The sequence below is a fragment of the Succinivibrio dextrinosolvens genome (genome assembly GCF_900116345.1).
Taxonomy (GTDB): domain Bacteria; phylum Pseudomonadota; class Gammaproteobacteria; order Enterobacterales; family Succinivibrionaceae; genus Succinivibrio; species Succinivibrio dextrinosolvens_B.
Genome location: NZ_FPAH01000023.1, coordinates 25909 through 41171, shown reverse-complemented (window position 1 = coordinate 41171; position 15263 = coordinate 25909). Strand labels below are relative to the sequence as shown.

Annotated in this window: 11 protein-coding genes and 1 rRNA gene; 4 read left to right on the top strand and 8 right to left on the bottom strand. The window is 39.8% G+C overall.

Annotated elements, in window-relative coordinates; genetic code table 11:
• Positions 1-282, bottom strand: a 16S ribosomal RNA gene (locus BM308_RS08195); the annotation flags it as partial.
• 517 nt (positions 283-799) lie between these two features.
• On the opposite strand from BM308_RS08195, the gene BM308_RS08190 reads away from it, so the two are divergent.
• Both BM308_RS08190 and BM308_RS08185 read left to right on the top strand, forming a co-directional pair.
• Complete coding sequence (locus BM308_RS08190) at positions 800-1255, top strand: CesT family type III secretion system chaperone (protein WP_074944427.1); 456 nt, start codon at positions 800-802, stop codon at positions 1253-1255.
• 10 nt (positions 1256-1265) lie between these two features.
• Positions 1266-2684, top strand: coding sequence for a hypothetical protein (locus tag BM308_RS08185; RefSeq protein WP_074944426.1), 1419 nt, complete (start codon positions 1266-1268; stop codon positions 2682-2684).
• Between the two features lie 86 nt (positions 2685-2770).
• Here BM308_RS08185 and BM308_RS08180 read toward each other — a convergent pair whose 3' ends face one another.
• From BM308_RS08180 to BM308_RS08160, 5 genes are all read right to left on the bottom strand, one after another.
• Positions 2771-4081, bottom strand: coding sequence for a histidine-type phosphatase (locus BM308_RS08180; protein WP_074944425.1), 1311 nt, complete (start codon positions 4079-4081; stop codon positions 2771-2773).
• A gap of 237 nt (positions 4082-4318) precedes the next feature.
• Positions 4319-4885 (bottom strand): flavodoxin, encoded by a 567-nt coding sequence (locus tag BM308_RS08175; RefSeq protein WP_083425506.1) that lies wholly within the window; start codon positions 4883-4885, stop codon positions 4319-4321.
• Between the two features lie 221 nt (positions 4886-5106).
• Positions 5107-5628 carry a nitroreductase family protein gene (locus tag BM308_RS08170; RefSeq protein ID WP_074944423.1) on the bottom strand — a complete coding sequence of 174 codons (522 nt, stop codon included), beginning with the start codon at positions 5626-5628 and terminating at the stop codon, positions 5107-5109.
• A 35-nt stretch (positions 5629-5663) separates the two neighbouring features.
• Positions 5664-8801: an efflux RND transporter permease subunit gene (locus BM308_RS08165; protein ID WP_074944422.1), complete on the bottom strand. Its 3138-nt coding sequence runs from the start codon at positions 8799-8801 to the stop codon at positions 5664-5666.
• 3 nt (positions 8802-8804) lie between these two features.
• Positions 8805-9926, bottom strand: a complete 1122-nt coding sequence (locus tag BM308_RS08160) for an efflux RND transporter periplasmic adaptor subunit (protein WP_074944420.1) — start codon at positions 9924-9926, stop codon at positions 8805-8807.
• A 262-nt stretch (positions 9927-10188) separates the two neighbouring features.
• On the opposite strand from BM308_RS08160, the gene BM308_RS08155 reads away from it, so the two are divergent.
• Positions 10189-11214 (top strand): hypothetical protein, encoded by a 1026-nt coding sequence (locus BM308_RS08155; protein ID WP_074944419.1) that lies wholly within the window; start codon positions 10189-10191, stop codon positions 11212-11214.
• A complete protein-coding gene (locus tag BM308_RS08150) occupies positions 11207-11659 on the top strand; it encodes a CesT family type III secretion system chaperone (RefSeq protein WP_074944417.1) in 453 nt (150 codons plus the stop codon). Before BM308_RS08155 ends, BM308_RS08150 begins: the two co-directional genes overlap by 8 nt.
• 148 nt (positions 11660-11807) lie before the next feature.
• Here the strand turns inward: BM308_RS08150 and guaA are convergent, their stop codons facing one another.
• Together guaA and guaB are read right to left on the bottom strand one after the other, a co-directional pair.
• Positions 11808-13376 carry a glutamine-hydrolyzing GMP synthase gene (gene guaA, locus BM308_RS08145; RefSeq protein WP_074840823.1) on the bottom strand — a complete coding sequence of 523 codons (1569 nt, stop codon included), beginning with the start codon at positions 13374-13376 and terminating at the stop codon, positions 11808-11810.
• 115 nt (positions 13377-13491) lie between these two features.
• Complete coding sequence (gene guaB / locus BM308_RS08140; RefSeq protein WP_074944416.1) at positions 13492-14958, bottom strand: IMP dehydrogenase; 1467 nt, start codon at positions 14956-14958, stop codon at positions 13492-13494.
• Positions 14959-15263 lie beyond the last annotated feature (305 nt).

The window sequence follows — 15263 nt, the reverse complement described above, 5'->3', positions numbered from 1 at the left end:
CAGCTAGAGATCGTCGCCTAGGTGAGCCTTTACCTCACCTACTAGCTAATCCCATTTGGGCGCATCTGATAGCGCATCGCTGCTTTCACCCTCAGGCTGTATGCGGTATTAGCAGTCGTTTCCAACTGTTGTCCCCCTCTATCAGGTAGCTTCCCAAACTTTACTCACCCGTCCGCCACTCGTCATCAGGAAAAGCAAGCTTTTCCTATGTTACCGTTCGACTTGCATGTATTAGGCCTGCCGCCAGCGTTCAATCTGAGCCATGATCAAACTCTTCGATAAAAAAGATTTTGATTTATTTTTTTTGATAGTCCTTCAGCCTTAGCCTTCTCTATCTCTTTGTTTCCCTCTTCCGAGGGCCCACACAGATTGTCCGTACTTGTTTTTAAAGAACTTTTAAAACGCTTGGTTTTATTTGTCGTTGTCGTTCGTGACAACGGAAATGCATTATAGACTCTTTTTTTTTAGTGTCAAACATTTTTTTATTAGAAGTTTGTCACATTTTAATACTTTCGCTTATTTATGCGGTTTCTAAATTTTAAATAGTATATTTTATTATACATGGCATATTTCATGTTCAGTTATCTGCATTTTTAATCAAAAAATAATAATAAGACAGTACACTATTTTAGAATCCACAAACAAGAATCGTCAAAATCTTTTTCTTATATATCATAAGGTTAAATGTATTTTTGTTCTTTTTTTTTGATCTACCTCTCCATTATTACATATATTTTTACACTACAAACTTTAATCTATCCTATAATTAAAAAGAATAAGACAAACATGAGGCTCTCTTATGAACAACTCTAACTATGAAAACTACCTTAAACAGATAGGAAACAAGATTAACCTTAATCTTGAATTCGACAGCAACAATTTATGTGAAATTTCCATAAACGAAGATGATGCTATCTCTGTTGTAGCAAATCCCGAGGACCACAATCTGATTTTTACAACAGCAGTTGCAGTTGCGCTTCCTGATCCCATCAGTTACTCAGTTGTATTGGATCTATTTGATCTTGGATTAGGTCCCGTGCTGAGTCATGGAGGTAATTCTCCAGTCATAGGAAGAGATCCTGATACAGAGGCAATTATTCTCTATCAGGTTAATACAGAATCCATTTTAGAAAGTTCCGATGTTGGGGAACTATTCTTAGATTTCTTTAAATTTAAACAGGCTATTGCACAGCATCTTAAAAAAGTTGATTCTGATTCAAAAACTATAGATTCAGTGCCAACATCCTTTGCCTAGGAGGTATGTTATGTCCGACAACATCAATTTGAATACAATCCGCGCTAACACCATTGATGATATTGGTACCATAGATGTTATTGACAAGCTTCAGGACAAAACAGGCAAACTAAATAGTACCGCCAAAATTGTTATCAATGGAGAAAGCTTTACCCTTTCAGCAAAGGATAAAGGCAATAATAAGGTAGCGATCAATGTAACCAAAAACTATGCTTCTGGTCTTAAGGGTTTTTTACAGAAACTTTTTGGATATCGCAGTCAGGTGGCACATAGCATAACCAATAAACTTGCCACTATTATGACGAGTAACCAATATGCCCAGATCACTCAGAATCTTTTACAGTTCAGATCCATTGTCAGTGAAAGTCTGAAAAAAGGCGTAAAAGACATCGAGATTGCAGATTACGGACTATCTCCAAATAGACAAATTGTAAGTACAAACAATCTTGTAAAAAAAATTCAGAATGAATTTGCCTCAGAGGGAGTAAAACTCAGATTTATACAAATTGATAATTATAATGCAGCACTAAATATTGCTCCAGATAGGCTTTTAATCTGTCCAAAAGCTAAAAATATGAAAAATTCAGAAACCTATTCACAAACAATTAACAACATCAAAAATGGAGAACATAATATAAGAGAAGATCGGAGAAAAAGTTATAACATTAGTCCTGAGATGCTAGGTGCATGGAAAAATTTTCTTTCAAGAGAAGAGAATGTAAAAAAAATAGATATTCCAACCAAACTAAATGAATATCTTCATCAGGATCCGAATTCAATTCCTGAAAAAGAAACAGGATGGAAAGCCCAATTTAAGGCAGATCCGGACAAAGCATTGCGAAACTTTGTGTTAAAAAATCTTAGCTATGATTATAAAGATATAACACAGGAAGAATTTGAGGAGCTGGTATCTGACGTTAAAAATTATCTGGATGTTATGAATATTAAAGATGAAAAAGAACGTAACGAGAAATTAAAGGAGTTCTGTGCAACCGAAAACTGGAGAAATGAAAAAGAACAGGAAAGATACGATAAATATTATAACGATGACATTAAAGCCGGTTATTCTCCAGAGGAGGCTCGTGAAAGAGCTGATGATGGTCCAATGTATACAGAGCGTTTTCAAAGGCTGAATTCTATATTTTCTATAGCAACATTCAGAGAAACCAGCAAACTTGGACTGGAATTCTTCAAAGAACAGAATATTCCGGTAATGTTCCAGTTTGCTGATTACTACGGAAATAATCTCCAGGGAGAAAAATTCAATAATATCCTATCAGAAACAAAGTCATTGGATGAAGACAAAAAACAAGGCTCTGCAATTACCCATTCAGAGCTGAGACATGCAAAACGTCTGAAGGAAAGATTTACCGATTTTGCACTTAAGCTCGCAGGAGGAGGAAAAGAAGAAAGAGCTCAGCAGGCATAAAATAAGCTACTTGGACTCTCAAAAAAAGAGATTAGTGCTGTTCTGCGCTAATCTCTAAATAATGAGGAGAAGATTTTAATTAGTAATTATGCGGCCTTTTTAACTTCCTGATCTTTTGGCAGATCGTCATAGGCATCAATTGCTTTCTTGAATCTCTGCTGAACATCCTCTAGCAGATATAGACCGTCACTGTTAGCCTTTAAGCCCTTTAGCTTGATTGGGAAGCACTCAGGTGGAGTCTCCAAGGTTAAAGCTGTACGATCACGTAGCTGAGCAGTGTTCTGATATACAATGCTTAGACCAACGTATTCCTTTCCATCCTTACCCTTGAATTTCTCAAGAACAAGTTTAGAACCAATTGGAGTCTTCTTCTCGATGCTGTTAGGCAGTGAGTACTCCTCAACATCTAAGGCTGCAAGAACACTGGCAATATTTGAATCATGACCGCAGAGGAAAGTGAACTTGCGTTTATCTAAGGCAAGCTCTTCACTCATAACCTTCAGTAGAGGATGAGCAACGTTAACAGCTACAGATGGAGCGGTAAACAGCACATCACCGTAGATATCCTTGATTGAAGCAATCAGTTCCCACTCTTTCTGGGTTAACTTGTGACCGAAACCGGCCTTAACAGGATCTTTTTCTTCATAGTACTGAAGAATGAAGGCATCAGATGCAGAATTTGCAAGCTTCAATGAGCCCTTCATTGCTGGTTCCTTGTTAATCTCAAGGATAATCTGCAGATCGTCATCTCTAAACTTGGTTAAACCATCAGTCTTTGCAACAGGAGAATCTTTCAGATCTAGAGCTTTTTCAATAGTTCTGTACTGAGCGGACATGTTCTTGCCAATTCCCTGCAGACCAGCATCACCGCCCATGTGACCGATTTCCTTCATAGCCTGATACATGAATTCATTTGAAATGAAAGTAAGCTGAGGATTAAATACAGGATCCATCTTTGATGGAGCGAACTTGTGCTCGATGGTTACATTGGCAACAGGAAGCATACCAGATGAGAAATACTGAGCTGTAGCAATGGTACGCTGCATTGAGTTTGCGTAGAAACGCATCTCGCCTTCTGCAGGAATATAGTTTTCTGTCATCAGACCATCAGCAACCAGTCTCTTGCAGAAATACTGCCCCATCATAGTCTCTAGCTGACCGCCACGAAGAGATAATTCGCTAGGACCAGAAGTCCAGTTGAACCACTTGTGAGGGGTAACATTGCCTAAAGCTGAACCGTTACCAGACAGAGGTGAACGAATATTATGACGGCTTAGAACAACCATCTCTTCAAGCTGGTATTTATTGCCAAAATCTGCAGGTCTGGATGCATATACTGAACTAGATAATGCAAGCATAGATGCACATAAGGCAAAAGCCATAGATTTAATCTTCATTATGTAAACTCCAATATGTCTTTAATTAATTTTTTTTGTTGTTCTATGTATAAAGACTTTTATACATGACAGATAAAAATTCTAAATAAATTCACAAAAATTTCAGTTTAAAAATGAAGAAAATTAGACAAAGCCTAAAAAATATAATAGACAATCCACGCAAACAAGATCTTTATCAACTTTTTTATAAAAATATATTGAACAGCGTAGAATTAAGAGAATTGTACAAGAAAAAAATTATTTCAGCCCGTCAAGCCACTCATCAACATTTTCCTGAATCTCATCAGGACGGAAGCGACGGCCTTCAACAAAGTTCAGTTGAGGATAAAGAGTTCTGAGCTCTTCAACATAATTGAATACAGGAGAACCGCCTGAGGTTACAAAGACATAGATCTTCTTCCCTTTTAAATCGTATTTATCCAAGAAAGATAAAATAATCTTAGGAGGCTTTCTAAACCAGACAGGCGAACCTAAGAAAATCACATCGTACTTCTGTACAATTTTCAGATCATTTGCAATTTCTGGTCTGGCTTTAGGATCAGTAGATTCTACAATTGCCCTGCAGTTTTCCAATCGGTAATTGAGATCATCAGCAGTATATGGCTGCTCAGGAATAATCTCCATAAGAGGAGCTTCTTTACTGTTGGCAATCATCTTGCCAACTTCCTTGGTATGAGAATTTGGAGAAAAAACGACTACTGCAGAGGTTAACTTAGCAGCCTCTGAATGCGCACTTATCGTGGACAATGAAAATACAGCAAAAAGAATTGCTATAAGTAGTTTAATCAGTTTTCCTTCAAACATGGTGAATCGTCGTAATCGCAGCTACCGCGCAAAAGGCAGCAGCTGCAAAAACTCTTTTGTTTTTGAGATCACAAAAACAAAAGATGGATTTAATTATGTAAATCAACAGATTAGCTGCCGATTTATGTATTTCACATACCTCATCGCGTTGCGATGGCGCACATTATAACAAAAAAAATGAGAGATCGATCGTTTATTTATTTATACAAGTAAAAATTTTTTTACCACTTATCCAAGTGAACTTTCTCATATTCATAAAGGTCTCTAACTTCTCTCTTATTATCAAGAGGATAACCAAATGCAAGTGTCCCCAGAGGTATGACATGATTTGATAGAGAAAATAATTTCTGAATAGCAGTATATTTTGCTTTTTCAGGATAGGTTCCAAGCCACACACTTCCGATACCCAAAGCATTTGCAGCTAAAATCATATTCTGTGCCGCAATTGTGCTATCAATAATCCAGTACCCTTCTTTTCCAAGATAAGCCTTATCGGTATCTCCGCAGACAATAATGCCCACATTAGCCAGTTTAAGTGGACCAGAATAAGGACCGTTTGCCTCTGCTATCTGCTCTAAAAGAGCTTTTTTTCTGGTGACAATAAACTCAAAAGGTCTCATATTTACAGCACTAGGTCCGCTCATTCCAGCAGTCAGAATAGTTTTAAGATCTTTCTCTGAAATCTCCTTATCAGAGAATTCTCTTACACTTTTTCTGGATAGAATATTTTCAATAGCATCCATCAATAATCCTCCTCTGCAAATAGGCTTTGTTCATATTATGTGCTTATTTTACGGCTCTTCTTTTTTCTAAATAGGAAAACGTAAGACACCATCACAAAAAATCCTGGTATAAAGGACACACCTATAAATGTTGCGAAAAATGTGCCTCCAACAATTGCGGTTCCGATTGAAATCTGACTGGCAGCACCAGCACCTGTAGCAAACATCAGAGGAAATACACCTAAAAGAAAAGCTACCGAGGTCATAACAATAGGTCTGAAACGAATCAAAGCAGCTTTTTGCGCACTCTTCATGAGAGACAATCCCTTTAAATTGAATTTATGGGCATATTCAATCAGAAGAATAGCATTCTTACATGCTAAAGCTCCGGAAGTTAACAGACCGATCTGCAGATAAACGTCATTTACAAGCGATCTCATGAACACAAATAACAAAGCGCCTAAAATGCCGAACGGAATAATAAAAATCACTGATACAGGTATGGTCCAGCTTTCATACAGAGCAGCTAAAATCAGGAACACAATCAGAGCAGACAGGAAGAATAGCTTTGAGGACTGTGCGCCTAGAAGTTTTTCCTGGAAAGACTGTCCCTGCCAGGCATAGGCGTAATTGTTTGGATGCTCAGATACAATTTTTGCAATCATATCCATAGCCTGACCAGAGCTGACGCCTTTTACAGGATCACCAGAAATAGGAATAGAGGAAATACCATTGAATCTCTGACTCTGTACAGGACCATAGTCGAATCTTGCCTTTGCAACACTGTTTAAAGGAACAAGCTGATCCTGAGAATTAACCAGATTCATCTTGAACAGATCTGAAAGCGAAGTACGGTATTTAGCATCAGCCTGAACATAAACTCTCTTGATTCGGCCTCTATCAAGAAAATCATTTACGTACTTGCCCGCCCAGGCAACTGATATATTGTTGTTGATAACCTCGGGTGAAAGATGATGAGATAAGGCCATACTATCGTTAAAGGACATAATAAGCTGAGGAGAATCCGGCATTGAATCAGAGCGTACATTGGTAATTACACCTGACTGATTAGCAGTAGCAACAATCTCATTTACATCTTTAACAAAAGTATCACGGTCAACGCCCATGATATTCTGAACCTGAATACTGAATCCGGCAGAAGGCCCCATGCCGCGGACACCACTAGGCAGAACCACATTGATCCTTGCAGAATCATGATTTTTGAAGTGAGCATAGGCTCTGTCCTTGATGGACATCGCTGTATTTTCTTCTCCTGGTCTGTCATCCCAGTTTTTAAGCTTTACGTAAACAGAGGCTACAGACTGACCTCGCGAACCACCTCCACTGAAACCTAAGGAGGCCATTACGCCTTCAATATTATCCTTCTCAATCTCTTCAAAGTACGACTGAACTTCATTGGCAACTGCCCTTGTCTGTTTTTGGGAGGCGCCTGCCGGCATTGTAATGTTCGCAAATAGAATGCCCTGATCCTCTGTTGGCAGGAAAGATGATGGAATAACTTTAACAAGTCCCAGGCTCAGTACTGCCAGAACCACTGATACAATAAAACAGAGTTTCAGATGCTTTAAAAGATAGGCAACATAGACCAGAAACTTCTCTCTTCCAAGCTCTAAAAGTCTTACACCAAAATCAAGCTTTGTGCGTGAAGAAGAAAGGTGTTCATGACGGACGGGTTTTTTAAGATATTTTGCACACCAGGATGGAGTAATAATCAGAGCAACGGCGATAGAGAAAAGCATTGCACTGACAATACTTACTGAAAACTGTCGATAGATTTTTCCCGTGGCTCCAGAGAAAAATCCCATTGGGATAAAGACGGCAGCAATTACCAAACCAACACCGAAGAGTGCAGAGGATATCTCTGACATAGATTTTAAAGCCGCTTCCTTCGGTGTCAGCTCCTGCTCTACCATCAGACGATTAATGTTCTCGACCACCACAATGGCATCATCTACAAGCAGACCGATTGAAAGAACAATACCAAACAGAGTCAGTGTGTTTATTGAATAACCTAAAAGGTAAAGCACACTGAAAGTGGCACTGATAACAATAGGAATAGTAAGACAGACTATCATGGTTGCTCTGATATCTCTTAAAAACAGCAGAATAACCAGAGCAACAAGTAGCAGAGCTTCACATAAAGTTTTTAAAACTTCGTGCAGAGAGGCTGTTACAAAAGGAACAGTATCATAAGGGATTGCGTATTTGAGACCTTCAGGAAGATTGTGCTTTACACTTTCTAAGAAGTCTTCGATTCTATGGGCAGTCTCAACAGCATTGGCACCATCGGTCAGATCGATTGAAACTGCAGTTACAGGATAGCCATTATAGTTACCTGAGAAGGTGTAGCTCTCTCGACCAAATTCAATTCTTGCCACATCCTTAAGAAATACAGTAGCACCATTCTCATAGGACTTGAGGACAACCTTTTCAAAATCCTCGATAGAACTTAACATTTCACGAGACTTGATAGTGATATTTATAGGCTCATCATAGTCATTTGGAAGAGCACCAAGCTGCCCCGAGGAAATCTGTCGGTTCTGAGAGCTTAAAGCATTAACCACATCCTGAGGATTCAGTTTATAGGAGGCCATCTTGTCAAGATTAAGCCAGATTCTGACTGCAAAGGCAGAACCAAATACAGAGACACTACCCACTCCGTTGATACGACTTAACTGATCCTGCAGTACCGAAACCACGAAATCCGAGATATCCTCCTGAGACATGGAGCCGTCAACACAGTAAAAAGCTATTCGCTGCAGGGTATCCTCAGAGACCTTTCTTACCGAAACTCCATTATCCTGTACCGCCTGAGGAAGTCTGCTCATAATATTCTGCAGGCGGTTCTGAATCTGCATCTGAGCGACATCCGGGTCAATTGACGGATCAAAGCTAAAGCTTATATTAGCATCACCCTCTGAGGTTGATCGGGAGGAGAAATATAGAAGACCATCTAGACCAGACATCTGCTGTTCTACCACCTGAACTACAGAGTTTTCAATGGTGATAGCAGAGGCTCCGTTATATCTTAGGTTTAATCGAACAGATGGAGGTGCAATATTTGGGAAACGGGCAATCTCAAGATTAGGTACACATAGAAAGCCCATCAGAATGGTAATAAAGGCAACGACGGTTGCAAGAACAGGGCGATAGATAAAAAAACGACTTAACATGCCCTACTCTCCAGCTGCTACTTTAACTTTAATTCCGTTTTTAAGCAGCTTCTTACCGCTGACAACAACCTTATCGCCTTCAGCAAGACCTGATTTCACAAGATAATAGCCATTTACAGAAGGAGTTAAATCAACCTGCACTCTTGAGGCGGTCCCCTCTTTAACCACAAAGACAAAGGTTGTACCTTTAGGTTCTCTGATAATTGCGCTTTCCGGGATGCTTAGCGAATCTCTAGCAACACCATAGTCAATTACAGCACTCACTGTCATGCCAGGCAGAAGAATATGGTCCTCGTTATCAAAGATAGCACGAAGGGTCAGATTACCAGAATCTTCATTGACTACCACTTCATGAAACTTAAATGAGCCTTCCTTTACGTAACGGTTATCATCAGAGAGAATCTTCACCTTAAAGCCGTCCTTTGGCATGTGAAGTTCACCGTTTTTTAGTTTAAGCTGCCATTTTCTGAAGGCATCAGCACTCTGCTGCAGATCAACATAGACCTTTGAGATATCAACAACAGTGGTAAGGAGGTCACTCTGATTCTGAGTTACAAGAGCACCCTTGGTAACATTTGACTTACCCACAATACCGTCTATAGGAGATAGAACTCTGGTATATTCCAGATTAAGCTTGGCATCCTCAAAATTGGCAAGAGAAATCTTCTGCTGAGCAAGCGCCTCAGCATATTCTGATCTGACGTTCTCTAGCTCCTGATTACTTACAGAGTTGGTCTTCTGAAGATTTCTGTATCTGTCGAGTTTGATTTTTACAAGATTGAATTTGGCACAGTATTTCTGATACTCAGCCTCGGTGTAGTCATAGCGGTTTTTAAAAGGTCGGTCGTCAATCTGATATAAAGGCTGACCTTTCTTTACAGTCTCGCCTCCAGAAAAAAGCTGATCACGGATAATACCGCTGATCTGAGGTCTGATATCAGCACTCTCATAAGCTCTTACACTTCCGTTTAAATGAGCAATAAGCGACACATCCTGTTTTGCAAGGCTTACAACCTTAACCTCTACTTCCTGAACGTTTTTGTTTTTGTCGTTCTGATAATCTCTACAGCCAAAGCTTAATACAGAAAGCAGAAATATAGAACAGACTATAAATCTTTTATTCACGGTGGTATCTCAAAACATTATTCACATTCATAGGATAACGAAAATAAAAGCAACATAGTCTGAGAATTATTATTTTTTAATAAAAATTAATGCTCATTGTCACAAAACAGTTATTTTACCCTCTTTAATTTTTTTAAATGTCATAAAATAATAATGTAGTTACAATTATTCATCTTAATACATTTTATTCAGAGGAATAATTCAAAAAGATTTTCACAATTCAACCTTTAAATGGTTTGTTTAAGTTTTTGGGGAAGAAAAAATGTCAGATAATCTAAATGTCAATAATCTTAACATTGGACCAATCTTACCTGAGGATAAAGAAGTCAAAGTTGAAGGTAATAAAGTACCTCAGAATCTGGAGAATGCAAAGGTAAATAATCCTCCTCCAGTAGAGAAGAAAGATCTCCCTGACAACCCAGTTGAGCTTAGAAAGCAGATCGATAAGATTGTATCTACAGAATTAAGTCCACTAGCTGCAAGTATAGCCAATACCGGATTTGAGGCTTTAAAGGCGGGAGTTCAATTAGAAGAAATTAAGGCAAATATTGAGAGAGCCTTAAAAGATTCAGAAGATATGAGAGAGCAGCGTAAGCTAAATCAGAAAGAATATGAGAAGATATTACAGCTGCTCCATATGACAGTAAAAGAAAGAGATATGATTTCCGTTGGACAGTTACCTTCTATCAAGAATGCAACCGATCTTACTGATTTTGTAAGATTCCAACTAAAAAATGATATTGAAAGAGGTTCAACAGCCAAAACATCTGAAGCTTTAGACAATGAAAATGTTAAGCGCGATGTTTATGAATTCAAAGGTATCGTTTTCAGAGGAGATAATCGTTCTCCAAATGAAATCAAGGATGCAGGCGGATTCTTATCTCGTAACGATTTAACCGTACCTGATAATATGCAGCAGGCAAAGGGTCTTGGAAAAACCAAGGGAGCAACTGGTCCAAACGGCGTATCAACAGCAACAAATATTACAAACAGTAAGAATTATCTTGTAGATCCAAAAGGTCGTATCTATATCATCGATACCAATAAACTTGGTGAGAACGAACATTCATATGCAATGAAGGATATTCTTCTGAAGAACAAGTTGAAAGATATTGATGAGAGTGGTGGCGAGGTAAACATTACCAAGATTCGTCCAAATGCAATTATTGGATGGATTCAGCTACCTGAGGGTATGATAAAAAATGATACCACTCTTACTCTGGAGAAGATTTCTGTTGGTATTAATACCGGAGATGTGAAGGTAGAATTCAATCGCGATTATGTTTAATACGGAAAATAACTTTGTATCACTGATTGATACATTAGGTTCCAGACTTAAGGTCTCTATCATTATGAGTCCGCAGAACACCTGTTGTCTTATCTTTGATAGAGATCCTGTCAATTTTGAAATCAGAAACAATGTCTTATACATCTATGCCCCTATCTCTTCAGCAGAGAACTGTGACAGTAAAGTTTTATACGGAATGCTGCAGGAAAATCATTTAGGGGATGTTTTTACAAGCATAAGTCCAACGACTAAGGATTTTTGTCTGAATATGGTCGTAACCTATGAGTGTGAATACGAACTCTTTGAAAAAAATCTTTCTCTTTTTGTAAGCAAACTGAGAGAATTTAAGGAAAGAGTAAAAGATAATTCTTTTGATTCTAACGATAAAAAGAATTCATCAGCACAGTCAGTAAAAGACATGATGGTTACAGCATTGTCAGTCTAGAACGACAAAGCCTATTAACAGATCAGCATCCTGTAAATCACAGGATGCAGTCTATCTTCATCCGTAACAGTATCCACAACAATTCTTTTGAGCAAGACTGAAGACAAAAAAAGGCCCCACATTTTACTGCAGGGCTCTTCTAACTATTTTATTCCCACTCGATAGTTGCTGGTGGTTTACCAGAAATATCATAAACTACACGGGAAATACCGTTAATCTCATTGATGATTCTGTTGGAGATATGTCCTAACAGATCATATGGAAGCTCAGCCCACTTTGCTGTCATAAAGTCGATGGTCTTAACCGCTCTTAAAGATACTACGAAATCATAGCTGCGGTGATCGCCCATAACACCAACTGCTCTTACAGGCAGGAATACAGTGAAAGCCTGACTTACCTTCTGGTACCATCCGGTCTTGTTAAGCTCTTCCATGAAGATTGCATCAGCACGTCTTAGCAGATCAAGATACTCTTTCTTAACCTCACCTAAAACTCTAACGCCTAAACCTGGGCCTGGGAAAGGATGACGCATAACCATGCTCTCAGGAAGACCTAAAGCAATACCGATACGTCTAACTTCATCCTTGAATAGCTCACGTAATGGTTCAACCAGCTTGAACTTAAGATCATCAGGAAGACCGCCAACGTTGTGGTGAGACTTTATAACATGAGCCTTTCCTGATTTTGCAGCAGCAGATTCAATAACATCTGGGTAAATAGTACCCTGAGCAAGGAACTCAACATCATCAAGTTTTCTTGCCTCATCAGCAAACACATCAATAAAAGTCTTGCCGATTGCCTTACGCTTTAACTCAGGATCAGAAATCCCCTTTAAAGCCTCAAGGAATCTGTCAGATGCATCGGCATATACAAAGTTAAGATCCATAGGCTCAAACATCTGCTTAACCTGCTGACCTTCGTTCAGTCTTAGAAGACCGTTATCAACGAATACACAGGTCAGCTGTTTACCGATTGCTTTCTGCAGCAGCAAGGCAGTAACAGATGAATCAACACCGCCTGAAAGACCTAATAAAACCTTCTTATCACCAACCTGCTCACGAATTCTGGCAACAGCGTCATCAATAATTGCGCTAGGAGACCACAGCCCATGCAGACCGCATACATTTAAAGCAAAGCGCTTTAACATCTCAGCGCCCTGAACAGAGTGTGTTACCTCTGGGTGGAACTGTACACCGTAGAACTGCTTCTCTGCATTATATACAGCTGCATATGGGCAGGTGTCAGTGCTGCCTACGGTTACGAAGCCCTCAGGAATTGAGGTTACCTTGTCACCGTGTGACATCCACACATCAAGCTTTTTCTCACCGACATGATCGGTCAGTCCGTCAAACAGAGGACATGCAGCCTTTACTTCAACAGTAGCATGGCCATACTCTCTCTTGCTTGAGCCCTGAACGGTTCCGCCTAACTGTACAGTCATGGTCTGAAGACCGTAACAGATACCTAAAACAGGAACACCAGCCTCAAATACCCATGAAGGAGCACGAGGAGAATTGTCCTCAGTGGTAGACTCAGGACTTCCAGAAAGGATGATACCCTGAGCATTGAATTCTTTAATTAAGCTTAAATCAGCATCAAAAGGATAGATTTCGCAGTATACGCCGATTTCACGGATACGACGGGCAATCAGCTGGGTTACCTGTGAACCGAAATCTAGGATGAGGATTTTTTCAGAATGTATGTTCTGTGAAGACATATTTACTACTCTTGTTGAGATTATCCTGTAATCTGAACAAATCAAAGATATTACAGGACAGAAATAAAAAAGCACCTTAGTATTATACATCAGGTGCTCTGTATTTTAACGTTTCTTATACGTGGCTCTGGTAATTAGGAGCTTCCTTGGTAATTGAAACGTCGTGAACATGTGACTCGCTGAAGCCAGCGGAGGTGATGCGTACGAACTGAGCCTTGGTACGCAGTTCATCGATGGTTGCACAGCCGGTTAAGCCCATTGCTGAACGCAGACCGCCCATCTGCTGGTGGATGATGCCCTTTAGCATACCCTTATAGGCCACACGACCTTCGATACCTTCAGGAACCAGCTTGTCAGCAGCATTGTCAGACTGGAAGTAACGGTCGGCAGAACCCTTTGACATAGCAGCCAGAGAGCCCATGCCGCGGTATGACTTGAAGGAACGACCCTGATAGATTTCGATCTCGCCAGGAGCTTCCTCGGTACCAGCGAACATAGAACCAACCATAACGCAGTTTGCACCTGCAGCTAAAGCCTTGGCAATATCACCTGAGTAGCGGATACCGCCGTCAGCGATAACTGTTACATCAGATCCCTTAAGAGCATCAACAGCATTTGAAACAGCGGTCATCTGAGGAACACCGCAGCCGGTAACGATACGGGTAGTACAGATAGAACCTGGACCGATACCAACCTTAACAGCATTTACACCGGCATCAGCTAATGCTAAAGCACCTGCAGCAGTTGCAACATTACCGCCGATGATTGGTAACTCAGGATACTCATTGCGAAGCCACTTTAATCTGTCTAAAACGCCCTGTGAGTGACCGTGTGAAGAGTCAACCAGAAGAACGTCTACACCAGCCTCAACCAGAGCCTTAGCTCTTTCCTCATTACCTGCACCGGCGCCGATAGCACCACCCACACGTAATCTGCCCATTGCATCCTTACATGCATTAGGCTTGTTTGAGGACTTCTGGAAATCCTTAACGGTGATTAAACCTTTTAGCTTAAAGGTTGAATCAACAACTAAAACTTTTTCAATTCTATGTTTCTGCATTAAAGCCTGAACGTTTTCACGTGACTCATTTTCACGAACAGTAACAAGCCTGTCCTTTGGAGTCATAACCTCGTGAACCTTAACATCAAGCTTGGTTAGGAATCGGGTGTCACGACCAGTGATAATACCCAGAAGATTTCCATTCTCATCAACTACTGGGAAACCGTTAAAACCGCACTTTGCAGCAAGCTGAAGAACCTCGCGGATGGTTGCTTCCGGATGAACGGTAACAGGCTTGGTAACCATTCCGTTCTCATAACGTTTAACTCTGGCCACTTCCTGAGCCTGGCGCTCAATTGACATGTTTTTGTGAATAAAGCCAATGCCGCCTTCCTGAGCTAAAGCAATTGCCAGATTGGATTCTGTAACAGTATCCATTGCTGCAGAGATCATTGGAATATTCAGCTGAATATTGGAGGTCAGTCTGGTACGAAGATCAGCAGTATTAGGTAAAACAGTTGAGTGTGCTGGGACTAACAGAACGTCATCGTATGTTAGAGCCTCTTCCATAATGCGTAACATAAAATCCTCCTAAAAAAAATTTGTGTGATTATACTCTAAAATAACTTAATAATATCAGTTATATCTATATTTTTTATATATTTGATTTTTAACATCTTTTTTCTTCCAAAATAGTGCAACATAAATGAGTATGCGGCATCCCGACTGAAATTTCAGATTATAGAGCATAATCACAGGAGGAATTAAGACAGACTAATGCTGTGAAGGAGATTTTACACGCGCTCAGGACACAAACTTTTTTGGCAGAAACAAAATAGCCTGAACACACCGAAGTCTGCTCAGGCTTAATCAAGAACAAAATATGA

Coding starts and splice junctions, on each gene's coding strand:
- BM308_RS08190 (WP_074944427.1), top strand. CDS start 800: ATGAACAACTCTAACTATGAAAACTACCTTAAACAGATAGGAAACAAG.
- BM308_RS08185 (WP_074944426.1), top strand. CDS start 1,266: ATGTCCGACAACATCAATTTGAATACAATCCGCGCTAACACCATTGAT.
- BM308_RS08180 (WP_074944425.1), bottom strand. CDS start 4,081: ATGAAGATTAAATCTATGGCTTTTGCCTTATGTGCATCTATGCTTGCA.
- BM308_RS08175 (WP_083425506.1), bottom strand. CDS start 4,885: ATGTTTGAAGGAAAACTGATTAAACTACTTATAGCAATTCTTTTTGCT.
- BM308_RS08170 (WP_074944423.1), bottom strand. CDS start 5,628: ATGGATGCTATTGAAAATATTCTATCCAGAAAAAGTGTAAGAGAATTC.
- BM308_RS08165 (WP_074944422.1), bottom strand. CDS start 8,801: ATGTTAAGTCGTTTTTTTATCTATCGCCCTGTTCTTGCAACCGTCGTT.
- BM308_RS08155 (WP_074944419.1), top strand. CDS start 10,189: ATGTCAGATAATCTAAATGTCAATAATCTTAACATTGGACCAATCTTA.
- BM308_RS08150 (WP_074944417.1), top strand. CDS start 11,207: ATGTTTAATACGGAAAATAACTTTGTATCACTGATTGATACATTAGGT.
- guaA (WP_074840823.1), bottom strand. CDS start 13,376: ATGTCTTCACAGAACATACATTCTGAAAAAATCCTCATCCTAGATTTC.
- guaB (WP_074944416.1), bottom strand. CDS start 14,958: ATGTTACGCATTATGGAAGAGGCTCTAACATACGATGACGTTCTGTTA.